Annotated in this window: 11 protein-coding genes and 1 other annotated feature; of the genes, 6 read left to right on the top strand and 5 right to left on the bottom strand. The window is 54.9% G+C overall.

Features of this window, described 5'->3' with window-relative positions; all coding sequences use genetic code 11:
* Together ACKWMY_RS05915 and ACKWMY_RS05910 are read right to left on the bottom strand one after the other, a co-directional pair.
* The gene (locus ACKWMY_RS05915) at window positions 1–582 is read right to left on the bottom strand and encodes a glutamine amidotransferase-related protein (RefSeq protein ID WP_024529256.1); all 582 of its coding nucleotides are present in this window, start codon (window positions 580–582) and stop codon (window positions 1–3) included.
* Window positions 582–2,141 (bottom strand): anthranilate synthase component 1, encoded by a 1,560-nt coding sequence (locus tag ACKWMY_RS05910; RefSeq protein WP_074029217.1) that lies wholly within the window; start codon window positions 2,139–2,141, stop codon window positions 582–584. The genes ACKWMY_RS05915 and ACKWMY_RS05910 overlap by 1 nt, the downstream gene beginning before the upstream one ends.
* Before the next feature lie 28 nt (window positions 2,142–2,169).
* Window positions 2,170–2,274, bottom strand: a sequence feature (Trp leader region).
* A gap of 240 nt (window positions 2,275–2,514) precedes the next feature.
* Here ACKWMY_RS05910 and rnm point away from each other — a divergent pair.
* The 3 genes from rnm (at window position 2,515) to rluB (ending at window position 5,133) form a co-directional block, all read left to right on the top strand.
* Window positions 2,515–3,402: an RNase RNM gene (gene rnm / locus ACKWMY_RS05905; protein ID WP_024529258.1), complete on the top strand. Its 888-nt coding sequence runs from the start codon at window positions 2,515–2,517 to the stop codon at window positions 3,400–3,402.
* Window positions 3,403–3,450: 48 nt separating this feature from the next.
* Window positions 3,451–4,071, top strand: coding sequence for an L-threonylcarbamoyladenylate synthase (locus ACKWMY_RS05900; protein WP_024529259.1), 621 nt, complete (start codon window positions 3,451–3,453; stop codon window positions 4,069–4,071).
* 153 nt (window positions 4,072–4,224) lie between these two features.
* Window positions 4,225–5,133 carry a 23S rRNA pseudouridine(2605) synthase RluB gene (gene rluB, locus ACKWMY_RS05895; protein WP_024486388.1) on the top strand — a complete coding sequence of 303 codons (909 nt, stop codon included), beginning with the start codon at window positions 4,225–4,227 and terminating at the stop codon, window positions 5,131–5,133.
* 47 nt (window positions 5,134–5,180) lie between these two features.
* Here the strand turns inward: rluB and cobO are convergent, their stop codons facing one another.
* Together cobO and ACKWMY_RS05885 are read right to left on the bottom strand one after the other, a co-directional pair.
* Window positions 5,181–5,771, bottom strand: a complete 591-nt coding sequence (cobO, locus tag ACKWMY_RS05890) for a cob(I)yrinic acid a,c-diamide adenosyltransferase (protein ID WP_409486032.1) — start codon at window positions 5,769–5,771, stop codon at window positions 5,181–5,183.
* 13 nt (window positions 5,772–5,784) lie between these two features.
* Window positions 5,785–6,546, bottom strand: coding sequence for a YciK family oxidoreductase (locus ACKWMY_RS05885; RefSeq protein ID WP_059200952.1), 762 nt, complete (start codon window positions 6,544–6,546; stop codon window positions 5,785–5,787).
* Window positions 6,547–6,940: 394 nt separating this feature from the next.
* On the opposite strand from ACKWMY_RS05885, the gene sohB reads away from it, so the two are divergent.
* A complete protein-coding gene (gene sohB / locus ACKWMY_RS05880) occupies window positions 6,941–7,987 on the top strand; it encodes a protease SohB (RefSeq protein ID WP_409486031.1) in 1,047 nt (348 codons plus the stop codon).
* Between the two features lie 49 nt (window positions 7,988–8,036).
* Here the strand turns inward: sohB and ACKWMY_RS05875 are convergent, their stop codons facing one another.
* Window positions 8,037–8,288 (bottom strand): YciN family protein, encoded by a 252-nt coding sequence (locus ACKWMY_RS05875; protein WP_021181261.1) that lies wholly within the window; start codon window positions 8,286–8,288, stop codon window positions 8,037–8,039.
* A 426-nt stretch (window positions 8,289–8,714) separates the two neighbouring features.
* On the opposite strand from ACKWMY_RS05875, the gene topA reads away from it, so the two are divergent.
* Window positions 8,715–11,324 (top strand): type I DNA topoisomerase, encoded by a 2,610-nt coding sequence (topA, locus tag ACKWMY_RS05870; protein WP_409486030.1) that lies wholly within the window; start codon window positions 8,715–8,717, stop codon window positions 11,322–11,324.
* 362 nt (window positions 11,325–11,686) lie between these two features.
* Window positions 11,687–12,661 carry an HTH-type transcriptional regulator CysB gene (cysB, locus tag ACKWMY_RS05865; protein ID WP_021181263.1) on the top strand — a complete coding sequence of 325 codons (975 nt, stop codon included), beginning with the start codon at window positions 11,687–11,689 and terminating at the stop codon, window positions 12,659–12,661.
* Window positions 12,662–12,730: the final 69 nt, after the last annotated feature.

The following is a 12,730-nucleotide window of genomic DNA, read 5'->3' as shown; positions in this document are numbered from 1 at the left end:
TTATTTCGCCAGCGCCCAGGCCAACGTCTGCTCAAGCAAACGCGCGCCCTGGGTGGTCAGAATGGATTCTGGATGGAATTGGAAACCACATACGCGGTGTTCATCGTGACGCACAGCCATCACCATGTCGCCGAAGCGAGCATTGACGGTCAGCCCTTCAGGGATATTGCTGCCGACCAGTGAATGATAGCGGGCGACCGGCAGCGGGTTGGCCATACCGGCAAACATCCCCTGGTTATCGTGAGTAATGGAAGAAGCCTTGCCGTGCAAGATCTCACCGGCCTGGCCAACGTGGCCGCCATAAGCTTCCACAATCGCCTGATGGCCGAGACAGATACCGATGATTGGCATCTGGCCGCGCAGGCGTTGTAACAGTTCGGGCATACAGCCCGCGTCGGCTGGAGTACCTGGGCCAGGGGACAGCATCAAAATAGGCTGCTTCATCTGTTGCAGGCGCGCGATGATGACCTCGGCGGCAATCTGGTTACGGTAAATCACGACCTGATGGCCGCTGGCACGCAGCTGATCGACCAGGTTGTAAGTAAAGGAGTCGACGTTGTCGAGCAGTAAGATATCGGCCATTAGAAAATCTCCTTGGCCTGGTGCGCGCTGGCGATGGCACGCAGCACGGCACGTGCCTTGTTACGGGTTTCATCGGCTTCCGCCTGCGGAACGGAGTCCAGCACCACACCGGCACCGGCCTGCACGGTGGCAACGCCGTCCTCAACATACGCGGAACGAATGACAATACAGGTATCGAGATCGCCATGAGCGGTAAAGTAGCCCACCGCGCCGCCGTAGCTGCCACGACGGGTGCCTTCAGAGGCGGCAATCAGTTGCATGGCGCGCACTTTCGGTGCACCGCTCAGCGTGCCCATATTCATACAGGCCTGATAGGCATGCAGCACGTCGAGATCGCTACGCAGCTTGCCGACCACGCGGGAAACCAGGTGCATCACGAATGAGTAACGGTCTACCTTGGTCAGGTCGGCCACGTAGCGGCTACCCGCTTCACAGATGCGGGCCAGATCGTTGCGGGCCAGGTCGACCAGCATCAGGTGTTCCGCCAGCTCTTTATGGTCGGTACGCATTTCCAGTTCGATGCGGCTGTCGAGATCCAGATCCAGTGAACCATCAGCGCGGCGTCCGCGTGGACGAGTACCGGCAATTGGGTAAATCTCAATCTGGCGGCTGGTGGCTTCATATTTCAGCGCGCTTTCTGGCGAGGCACCGAACAGCGTGAACTCGTTGTCCTGCATAAAGAACATGTAAGGGCTTGGATTGTTTTCCTTCAGCGTCTGGTAAGCCGCCAGCGGGTTAGGACAAGGCAGAGAGAAGCGACGAGAAGGCACCACCTGGAAAATCTCACCGTGGCGGATGGCCTGCTGCAACTGGCTGACTACTGCGCCGTACTCTTCATCGCTCTGATTGCAGCTTAACTGCATGTCTTCCAGTTTCTGATGAGGAATGGCGATCGGAGTCTGTTGCAATTGCACCTGAAGCTGTTCGAGACGCTGCTGCAAACGCAGTGTTTCAGCGTTGTCACCGGTGAATGCGCTGGCTTGTAAACGAGCTACGCCGCGTTGGTGATCCAGCACCAGCAGCGTTTCTGCCAGATAAAAACAGAAGTCCGGGCAACGTTGGTCTTGGCGTAGCTCTGGTAGGTCTTCAAAGCCAGCAACCAGATCATAGGCAAACAGGCCGCCGAGCAGCATGGCTTCACGCTCATCGGCTGGCGCATCGACCAAAGTCAGCATCGTGCGCAACGCATCAAACACCGACAATGAACGCAGGCGGGCATCTTCGTCTTGTACCGTATCAATTGCCGGGAAGGTCAACTCACGGCCATTAGGGCGAACCTGGATTTGTACGTCGGCAGGCAAGGCCTCATCCAACAGTGGCAGCAGGGCTGCGCCGTTAGCCGTTAGCGCCTGAAGGCTGACCTTACGGCCCAAGGCGGTAATGCGCAGGGCACTGTCAACAATCAGCAGGCTTTTCAGGTTTTGCTTGCTGTTGATTTCCGCCGAGTCCAGCAACAGGGTGGCAGGGCGGGCGCCGCACAGCTGATGAAAAATCGCCGTCGGATCGCTGCGGTAACCGGCCTGTGCCGTGAGTAGTTTGAGCTGTGGTTTGATGTTCATCTTCGGTAGTTCCAGTCAAATCTTGTCCATAAAAAAGCCCGCTGTAATGAGCGGGCCTAGGGAATCTGCAGTGTCAGATGACAGGTATGCGTGATTACTCGACCCTTGATTGGGAAGTACGCCACCAGCGAAGAAGAGAAGTGTGCTTAGTCATCATGTTGCTCTCTGTATTTTCATCCAACACGGCTATTGCCGCGAACTTGTGTACTAGTTAACTGGAACGGCGAGGCAATGTCAACTCTCTTTTTGCACAATATGTTAGCGGCTAGCGTGAAATCGTTAATCTGGCGGGAACGCCATCGGCAGAATAGATTTCCGTCCGGCCATCCATAACGGTTATGATAGAAAGCCAAGCCATCGCAGGATATCCCTTTTGACAGACAGCAGCCCACAATCCTCCGCTTTTACCCTGTACGATCTCCACAGCCACACCACCGCTTCGGACGGTTACTTAACGCCGACTCAACTGGTGCAGCGAGCCGTTGAGATGCGCGTTGGCGTGCTGGCTATTACCGATCACGACACCACCAACGGATTGGCAGAGGCTGCGGCCGCGATAGCCGATCTTGCCTTGCCTTTGCAGCTGGTTAACGGCGTCGAGATTTCTACCCTGTGGGAAAACCATGAGATCCACATTGTCGGGCTGGGGCTCGATATCGCCCATCCGGCACTGTTACAGCTGCTGATCGAACAGACCGAGCGCCGTAATCTGCGGGCGCAAGAAATCGGTGTTCGGTTAGCGAAAGCGCGTATTCCCGATGCCTATGCCGGAGCACAACAACTGGCAGGGGACGGAGCGGTCACCAGAGGGCATTTTGCCCGTTTTCTGGTGCAGCAGGGCATGGCCGCCAACATGGCGCAGGTGTTCAAGAAGTATCTCGCCAAAGGGAAAATCGGCTATGTTCCGCCACAGTGGTGTACAATAGAACAAGCCATTGATGTCATTCATCAATCCGGTGGTCAAGCGGTGATGGCGCATCCGGGCCGTTACGATCTGACGGCCAAATGGCTGAAGCGTCTGCTGGCCTATTTTGCCGAACATGGCGGCGATGCGATGGAGGTGGCGCAGTGTCAGCAAGCCCCCCATGAGCGTACGGTGTTGGCTAAATATGCGCAGGACTATCAATTATTGGCGTCTCAGGGTTCGGATTTTCATCAGCCCTGTTCGTGGATTGAGTTGGGTCGCAAACTGTGGTTACCCGGCGGTGTTGAACCGGTGTGGCGCGATTGGCCACTGCCCCAACAGAACCTAGTAGATTGATTTAACGCGGGCGTTGTTTTGCGCGTGCATCATTTTCAGGAGTTAGAGATGAGCCAGCTATTTTATATTCACCCGGACAACCCGCAGCCGCGCCTGATCAATCAGGCCGTAGAGGTGCTGCGCAAGGGCGGTGTGATCGTCTATCCAACAGACTCTGGCTACGCGCTGGGCTGCAAACTTGAAGAGAAGGCGGCTTTGGAGCGTATTTGCCGTATTCGCCAGTTGGACGGCAACCACAACTTTACGCTGATGTGCCGCGATCTGTCCGAGCTGTCGACCTATGCCTATGTGGACAATTCGTCGTTTCGCCTGATCAAGAACAATACGCCGGGCAATTACACCTTCATCCTGAAAGCGACCAAAGAAGTGCCTCGTCGCCTGATGAATGACAAGCGTAAAACCATCGGCCTGCGTGTGCCATCTAACCCGATCGCTCTGGCATTGCTGGAAGTGCTCAATGAGCCAATGATGTCGACTACGCTGATGTTGCCTGGCAATGATTTTGCCGAATCCGATCCGGAAGAGATCAGCGAACACCTTGGCAAGCAGGTGGATCTGGTGATCCACGGCGGTTTCCTGGGCCAGCAGCCGACCACGGTTATCGATCTGACTGAATCCTCTCCGGAAGTGATCCGTGAAGGGGCTGGCGATCCAGCGCCTTTCCGCTAAACAGCCGGACGAAGTCAGTGCCAAGGAGGGATAAAGCCTGTATAATAAGCGGTTGGTTTTGACCAAGTGCTAATCTTTGCGGCCGTCTCTCCTTGCTGAGAGTGGCGGCAAAGTCCCCCCGACGCCTGTGAAGGCGACATTAGAGGTTGCTCAATGAGCGAAAAGTTACAGAAAGTATTAGCGAATGCTGGCCATGGCTCGCGTCGTGAAATAGAAACCATGATTGAGGCGGGTCGCATCAGCGTCGACGGCAAGATCGCCAAACTGGGCGACCGCGTTGAAGTGGTCGCCGGGATGAAAATTCGTCTGGACGGTCATGTTGTCTCGATCAAAGAATCCGAAGAAGCGGTTTGCCGCGTGCTGGCGTATTACAAGCCGGAAGGCGAACTCTGTACCCGTAGCGATCCAGAAGGTCGCCCAACGGTCTTCGATCGCCTGCCAAAACTGCGAGGCTCTCGCTGGGTAGCGGTAGGGCGTTTGGACGTGAATACCTCAGGCTTGCTGCTGTTTACCACTGACGGTGAACTGGCTAACCGCCTGATGCACCCAAGCCGCGAAGTTGAACGCGAGTACGCCGTGCGCGTGTTCGGCCAGATCGACGATGAAAAGCTCAAGCAACTGAGCAAAGGTGTCCAACTGGAAGATGGCCCGGCGGCATTCCGTACCATCACCTTCCAGGGTGGTGAAGGGATCAACCAGTGGTACAACGTCACGCTGACCGAAGGCCGTAACCGTGAAGTACGTCGCCTGTGGGAAGCCGTTGGTGTGCAGGTAAGCCGTTTGATCCGCGTGCGTTACGGCGATATCGATTTGCCAAAAGGCCTGCCTCGTGGCGGCTATACCGAGCTGGATCTCAAGGCGATCAACTATCTGCGTGAGCTGGTGGAGCTGCAACCGGAAACCGTCAGCAAACTGCCGGTGGAACGCGATCGTCGCCGTGTGAAGGCTAACCAGATCCGCCGTGCGGTAAAACGTCACAGCCAGGTTGCTCCCGGTAGCCGTCGTGGCGCACCAGGCAGCAGCAAACCGGGTAAACCGGCCAAGTCTTCCAAGCGTAGCTAAATTTATCACCGTGGCCTTGCCTTCTGGCTTGGCCACGGATTATTCAGTTACCAGTCAATGCCCTGCTGAGCCTTGATCCCCGCTTCAAACGCGTGCTTCACTGGCCGCATCTCCGTCACGGTATCCGCCAGCTCCAGCAAATCGCGATGACAGCCACGACCGGTGATAATCACCGTCTGGTGCGCAGGACGCTGCTCAAGCGCCTCCAGCAGCTCAGCCAGCTCTAAATAGCCGTAACTCACCATATAGGTCAACTCGTCCATCAGCACCATATCCAGGCTGCTGTCGGCCAACATCCGCTTACCATGTTGCCAGACGGCCTGACAGGCGGCGGTATCGCTTTCCCGATCCTGAGTTTCCCAGGTAAAGCCGGTTGCCATCACCTGAAATTCCACGCCGTGCTGTTGCAGCAGGTTTTTCTCGCCGTTGGGCCACTGGCCTTTGATGAACTGGATCACTCCAGCTCTCATACCGTGACCGACGGCGCGGGTGACGGTGCCAAATGCAGCGGTGGTCTTGCCTTTGCCATTGCCGGTAAAGACCAGCAATAGACCACGCGTTTCCTGCGCGGCGGCAATGCGTGCATCCACCTGTTCTTTGAGCCGTTGCTGGCGTTGCTGGTGACGATCTTCAGCCATGTTAAAAGCTTCCTTATTCGGCGGCGCCGGGTTTACGGTTGGGCTGAGCATCGAAGCTCATGCCGGTTTTACGGCGGCTGTCATCGCCCATCAGATACAGATAGAGTGGCATGATATCGGCCGGTGTTTTCAGCTTGTTTTTATCTTCCTGTGGGAAAGCAGATGCACGCATTTTGGTGCGAGTTCCGCCAGGATTGATGCAATTTACCCGCAAGTTACGGTTTTTATACTCATCGGCCAATACCTGCATCATCCCCTCGGTGGCAAACTTGGAAACGGCATAGGCCCCCCAGCCAGCACGGCCGGTTCGGCCAACGCTGGAGCTGGTGAATACCAACGAACCCGCATTTGATTTTAGCAGCAACGGCAACAGCGCCTGGGTAAGCATGAAGGTGGCATTTACGTTGACCTGCATCACTTCGTTCCACATGGTCATCGAAAGCTCGGCCATTGGGGCGATATCGCCCAACAGACCGGCGTTTTGCAATACGCCGTCCAAGCGTGGCACCTTGGTGGCCAAGTCCTCCGCCAGGGTTTGGCACTGCTCTGGCGTGGTGTGTAACAAATCCAGCGTAACGATATGCGTCGGGGCGCTGGAGATGGCGGCAATTTCAGCCTGAACGGCCTGCAGTTTGCTTTCCGTGCGGCCAAGCAGCACCAACTGTGCGCCGTAACGAGCGTAAGTCAGCGCCGCTTCACGGCCAATGCCGTCGCCCGCCCCGGTCACCAGAATAATTCGTTGTTCGAGCAGATCCTGCTTAGGTTGGTAATGCACAATAGTTCCTCGCGCCTGGTTGGCGGCTCCCGCGCTATGGCTGGGAGCTTGGGTGGATTGCGGATCGCGGGCAGGAGCAGAGTTGCTCAACCACAATGGCGATCCGCTGCGAATTTTTGTCAGTAATTTGATGAATAATGTCTGTTATATGCCTGAAATGGATCGCATTTTCAATGAGTAACCTACAGAAACGGCATTCTTTTGTAACAAAAACGGTACAATAGCGGCTTGGTTACCGCTACGGGCAACCCCATAGCACGGAGGTGCACCGCATGCTCATCAATCTGAATTTTCATTTAGGCGCGACAGCCGTGGTGCCATTTGCTAAAAAGTAGGTAGGGGCGCTGCATGCTGCTCCCGCTCAACTAACAAACTGTAAATAAAGGCGGTATCTGTGGAGTTTATATCTGTTTATGGCCTTTTCCTGGCCAAAGTTGCCACGGTGGTGATTGCTATTGCCGCGCTGGCGTTGCTGGCGGTGAGCCTCGGGCAGCGCAAGAGCCAGCAGAAAGGGGAACTACAGCTTACCGACCTGGGTGAGCAATATCGTGAAATGCAACGGGAAATGCGCCTTGCCCGCATGGGGGCGGCAGAGCAGAAGGCCTGGAGCAAGCAATTCAAAAAGCAGAACAAGGCCGACGAGAAGCTGAAAAAACAGCGTGCCAAGGCCGGTGCGGTAGAGGCAGTCAAACCTTGCCTGTATGTGCTGGACTTCAAGGGAAGCATGGATGCCCATGAGGTCAGCTCACTGCGTGAAGAGATCTCTGCCGTATTGGCGGTAGCTACGGCCAAGGACGAAGTGCTGCTACGTTTGGAGAGCCCTGGTGGGGTGGTGCACGGCTATGGCCTGGCAGCGTCGCAGCTGGAGCGCCTGCGCAAGGGCGGTATCCGCCTGACGGTGGCGGTGGATAAGGTCGCGGCTAGCGGCGGTTACATGATGGCCTGCGTGGCCGACCGCATTGTGGCAGCCCCGTTTGCCATCATTGGGTCGATCGGCGTGGTTGCCCAGATCCCCAACTTCCATCGCTTGCTGCAAAAGAGCAACATCGACGTGGAATTGCACACCGCTGGCCAGTTCAAACGCACCTTGACCCTGTTTGGTGAGAATACCGAACAAGGGCGGGAAAAATTCCGTGAAGATCTGAACGAAACTCACGAGTTGTTCAAACAGTTTGTTCATCAGCAACGCCCTTCATTGGCTATCGAAGAAGTCGCGACCGGTGAGCATTGGTATGGCACTCAGGCGAAAGATAAAGGGCTGGTTGACGCGGTCGGCACCAGTGACGATCTGTTGATTGCCGAGATGGAAAACCATGAGGTGGTGGGGGTGCGTTATGCTCGCCGTAAACGCTTCATCGATCGCTTTACCAGCAGTGCGGCAGAGAGCGCCGATCGTCTGCTGTTGCGCTGGTGGCAACGCGGCGAAAAACCGCTGTTGTAAGCCAGCAAGGCTATGTTTACGCGGGGCCAGATGGCCCCGTTTTTAATGGTTAATCCACCAGATGATATTTCTCGGAAAGCACATGGGCCAGGTGCTTAAACATATTAAATACGGCGGTGGTTTTTGCGGTTGGCAGACCCTCGGGATCTAAAAAAAACTCGCCGCGGAAAACCAACACGCTGCCTTTCTGCTCAACGTCAGTGGCCACCATGCCGTGCATATAATCTTCGTGTTGGCGGATGATGTTATTTGCTTCAGTAAGCAGATCTGCTCGTTCGATGGGTTGAGTATTGTTACGCATTTATTTCTCCTGCAAGCGAAAATTCTGAACGTATTCTAGCGCGGGTTCGCGTTTGTCCGCAAACCAGCTAAGGTTTAATTGCCGTCTGGACGGCCAGTGATTTGGCCCGCCATGGCGAAATGAGATTTTCCGCGCTAATTAAGTTGCGTCGCGTTTGTTATCAGGTAGAGTGTGGGATTTTGCGGCTTCCGGTGGAAGGATTTGTTTACGCTCAACGCAGGTCATAGCTGGCCTGGCCTCTGGGGTTCGGCGTGAACAGGTTAGGCTGGCTAAATGCGTTCAGGTTGACCAGTTAGGCAACCATTAGAAAAAAACAGGTTGATCTCTTGCCAGAGTACCGCAATATAAATAAGAGATACGAATTGCCGCGGTACGGCGAGACAAATGGCTTCTTTTTAGAAGTATTAAATTCAGGTAAAGGTAATTATGGGCAAAGCTCTCGTAATAGTTGAGTCCCCGGCAAAAGCCAAAACTATTAATAAATATTTAGGTAATGACTACGTGGTGAAGTCCAGCGTCGGTCATATCCGTGATTTGCCGACCAGTGGCTCAGCTAGCAAAAAGAGCGCTGAGTCAACCGAAGACAAAACCAAAGACAAAGCCAAAAAGAAAGTCAAGAAAGATGAAAAGACCGCGCTGGTCAATCGCATGGGCGTCGATCCTTACCACGGGTGGGAAGCGCAATATGAGATTTTGCCCGGTAAGGAAAAAGTGGTCGCCGAGTTAAAGTCGTTAGCCGAAAATGCTGACCACATTTACCTCGCAACCGACCTTGACCGCGAAGGGGAAGCCATCGCCTGGCACCTGCGGGAAGTGATCGGTGGAGACGACAAGCGCTTTAGCCGCGTGGTGTTTAACGAAATCACCAAAAACGCGATCCAGCAGGCGTTCCAAGCGCCAGGCGAGCTGAATATCGATCGTGTCAATGCACAGCAGGCGCGTCGCTTTATGGACCGCGTGGTGGGCTATATGGTGTCGCCACTGCTGTGGAAAAAAATTGCCCGTGGCCTGTCCGCTGGCCGGGTGCAGTCCGTTGCGGTACGGCTGGTGGTGGAGCGTGAGCGCGACATCAAGGCATTCGTACCCGAAGAATACTGGGAACTGCATGCCGATCTGCTGGCGAAAGGCGAAATTGCGCTGCAGATGGAAGTCACCCACGCCCACGATAAGCCATTCAAACCGGTTAACCGTGAGCAGACTCATGCCGCGCTTAACCTGCTGGAAAAAGCCCGTTATACGGTGCTGGACCGCGAAGACAAGCCAACCAGCAGCAAACCGGGTGCACCGTTCATCACCTCCACGCTGCAACAGGCTGCCAGTACCCGCCTGAGCTTCGGCGTGAAGAAAACCATGATGATGGCGCAGCGTCTGTATGAAGCAGGTCATATCACCTACATGCGTACCGACTCCACCAACCTGAGCCAGGACGCGGTCAACATGGTGCGTGGTTATATCGGTGACAACTTCGGTGACAAGTACCTGCCGAAGGCGCCTAACCAATACAGCAGCAAAGAAAACTCCCAGGAAGCGCACGAAGCGATCCGTCCTTCCGATGTCAGCGTATTGGCTGAACAGCTGAAAGATATGGAAGCGGATGCGCAGAAACTGTATCAGCTGATCTGGCGTCAGTTCGTCGCCTGTCAGATGACACCGGCGCAATACGACTCCACCACGCTGACGGTGAAAGCCGACGATTTCCTGCTGCGTGCCAAAGGCCGTACGCTGCGTTTCGATGGCTGGACTAAAGTGATGCCTGCGCTGCGTAAGGGTGATGAAGATCGCACCTTGCCGTTTGTCGAAGTGGGCAGCGAGCTGGATCTGCAAAAGCTGATCCCGAGCCAGCACTTTACCAAGCCACCGGCACGTTACAGTGAAGCTTCGCTGGTTAAAGAGTTGGAAAAACGCGGAATCGGCCGTCCATCTACCTATGCCTCGATCATCTCGACCATTCAGGATCGTGGTTATGTGCGGGTAGAGAGTCGCAGGTTCTACGCAGAAAAAATGGGTGAGATCGTCACCGATCGCCTGGAAGAAAACTTCCGTGAGCTGATGAATTACGACTTCACTGCACGCATGGAAAATGGCCTGGACCAGGTCGCCAACAACCAGGCGGAATGGAAAGCGGTGTTGGACGAATTCTTTGCCGAATTCAGCGAGCAGTTGGAAACCGCCGAGAAGGATCCTGAAGAGGGCGGCATGCGCCCAAATCAGATGGTGATGACCAGCATTGACTGCCCGACCTGTGGCCGCAAAATGGGTATCCGCACTGCCAGTACCGGCGTGTTCCTTGGTTGTTCCGGTTATGCGTTGACGCCGAAAGAGCGCTGTAAAACCACCATCAACCTGGTGCCGGAAGCGGAAGTGCTGAACATCCTCGAAGGGGATGATGCAGAAACCAACGCCCTGCGTGCCCGTAAGCGCTGCCAGAAGTGTGGCACCGCGATGGACAGCTACCTGATCGACAACCAGCGCAAGCTGCACGTGTGCGGTAACAACCCGGCCTGTGACGGCTACGAAATCGAGCAGGGCGAATTCCGCCTGAAAGGTTACGACGGCCCGATCGTTGAGTGTGAGAAGTGTGGTTCCGAAATGCACCTGAAAATGGGGCGCTTTGGTAAGTACATGGGCTGTACCAACGAAAACTGCAAGAATACCCGTAAGATCCTGCGCAGCGGTGAAGTTGCTCCGCCGAAAGAGGATCCGGTCCCGCTGCCAGAGTTGCCGTGCGAGAAATCGGACGCCTACTTTGTGTTGCGTGATGGGGCAGCAGGCGTGTTCCTTGCGGCCAACACCTTCCCTAAATCGCGTGAAACCCGTGCGCCGTTAGTGGAAGAGTTGCTGCGCTTCAAAGATCGCTTGCCGGAGAAGTTGTGCTATCTGGCCGATGCGCCGGTGGCCGATCCGGAAGGCAACAAGACGATGGTGCGCTTCAGCCGTAAAACCAAGCAGCAGTATGTCTCATCAGAGAAAGACGGCAAGGCCACCGGTTGGTCCGCATTCTTCGTTGATGGCAAATGGGTTGAAGGCAAGAAGTAACCCAGGCGCAAGGCAACAGCAAAAAACCAGCTCAGTGAGCTGGTTTTTTATTGGCGAAAATCGGCTGGCGGATCTATTCTTCTCTGCTTTTTCTTATTTTTATCGGCAGGGTGCGGCGTTGATAATCATGCGAAAAGATCGTTATCATCTTGTGAAGCGGCTCTATACTTGGTGGCGCGACATGATATAATGGTTATATAAAAACGTTTTTTATGATTAAAGCTTATTAGCAACGGCGTTTTCATCAGCATCTGGGCGAAATCACTGTGTTTAAGGCTTGTGAGAATTAAGCATACCGGGACAACACCGAGATACCTGGCTGCGGCAGGCCGCAGTGTTTTAACCTAGGATGGTATTCAAATATGAAATTGCAGCAGCTTCGTTACATCGTAGAAGTGGTGAATCATAACCTCAACGTCTCTTCCACGGCTGAAGGTCTCTATACCTCGCAACCGGGTATCAGCAAGCAGGTGAGGATGCTGGAGGATGAGCTAGGTATCCAGATTTTCGCCCGTAGCGGTAAGCATCTTACCCAGGTGACGCCTGCTGGCCAGGAAATTATCCGCATTGCTCGCGAAGTGCTGTCCAAAGTGGAGGCCATTAAGGCCGTTGCGGGGGAACATACTTACCCGGATAAAGGTTCGCTGTATGTGGCAACCACCCATACCCAGGCACGCTATGCCTTGCCCAATGTGATTAAAGGCTTTATCGAGCGTTACCCGCGCGTGTCGCTGCATATGCATCAGGGCTCGCCAACGCAGATTGCCGAAGCGGTTTCCAAAGGCTCGGCAGACTTTGCCATCGCTACCGAAGCGCTGCACCTGTATGACGACTTAATCATGCTGCCGTGCTACCACTGGAACCGGGCGGTAGTAGTGAAGCCCGATCATCCTTTGGCGGGCAAGAGCCATATTACCATTGAAGAGCTGGCCGAGTATCCTATCGTCACCTATACCTTTGGCTTTACCGGGCGCTCAGAGCTGGATACCGCGTTTAACCGGGCGGGGTTGACGCCACGTATCGTGTTTACCGCTACCGATGCTGACGTCATCAAGACTTATGTACGCCTGGGGCTGGGTGTTGGCGTGATCGCCAGCATGGCGGTCGATCCGGTGCAGGATCCGGATTTGGTGATGGTGGATGCCCGCGATATCTTCACCTATAGCACCACCAAAATCGGTTTCCGCCGCAGCACCTTCCTGCGCAGCTATATGTACGACTTTATCCAGCGTTTCGCACCGCATCTGACGCGCGACGTGGTCGATACCGCCGTGGCTTTACGTACCAATGACGAGATTGAAGCGATGTTCAAGGACATCAAACTGCCGACCAAATAGGCCGTTAACTTGAACCTCATTACACCATTTAAACCGCCGACGGGCGGTTTTTTATTGTCTGATACCTGC

Origin of the sequence: Serratia sp. J2 (genome assembly GCF_046269175.1) — a bacterium.
In the GTDB taxonomy this organism is placed as follows: Bacteria; Pseudomonadota; Gammaproteobacteria; order Enterobacterales; family Enterobacteriaceae; genus Chania; species Chania fonticola_C.
This window is presented reverse-complemented; position numbering and strand designations above follow the sequence as displayed.

Coding starts and splice junctions, on each gene's coding strand:
- ACKWMY_RS05915 (WP_024529256.1), bottom strand. CDS start 582: ATGGCCGATATCTTACTGCTCGACAACGTCGACTCCTTTACTTACAAC.
- ACKWMY_RS05910 (WP_074029217.1), bottom strand. CDS start 2,141: ATGAACATCAAACCACAGCTCAAACTACTCACGGCACAGGCCGGTTAC.
- ACKWMY_RS05900 (WP_024529259.1), top strand. CDS start 3,451: ATGAGCCAGCTATTTTATATTCACCCGGACAACCCGCAGCCGCGCCTG.
- rluB (WP_024486388.1), top strand. CDS start 4,225: ATGAGCGAAAAGTTACAGAAAGTATTAGCGAATGCTGGCCATGGCTCG.
- cobO (WP_409486032.1), bottom strand. CDS start 5,771: ATGGCTGAAGATCGTCACCAGCAACGCCAGCAACGGCTCAAAGAACAG.
- ACKWMY_RS05875 (WP_021181261.1), bottom strand. CDS start 8,288: ATGCGTAACAATACTCAACCCATCGAACGAGCAGATCTGCTTACTGAA.
- topA (WP_409486030.1), top strand. CDS start 8,715: ATGGGCAAAGCTCTCGTAATAGTTGAGTCCCCGGCAAAAGCCAAAACT.
- cysB (WP_021181263.1), top strand. CDS start 11,687: ATGAAATTGCAGCAGCTTCGTTACATCGTAGAAGTGGTGAATCATAAC.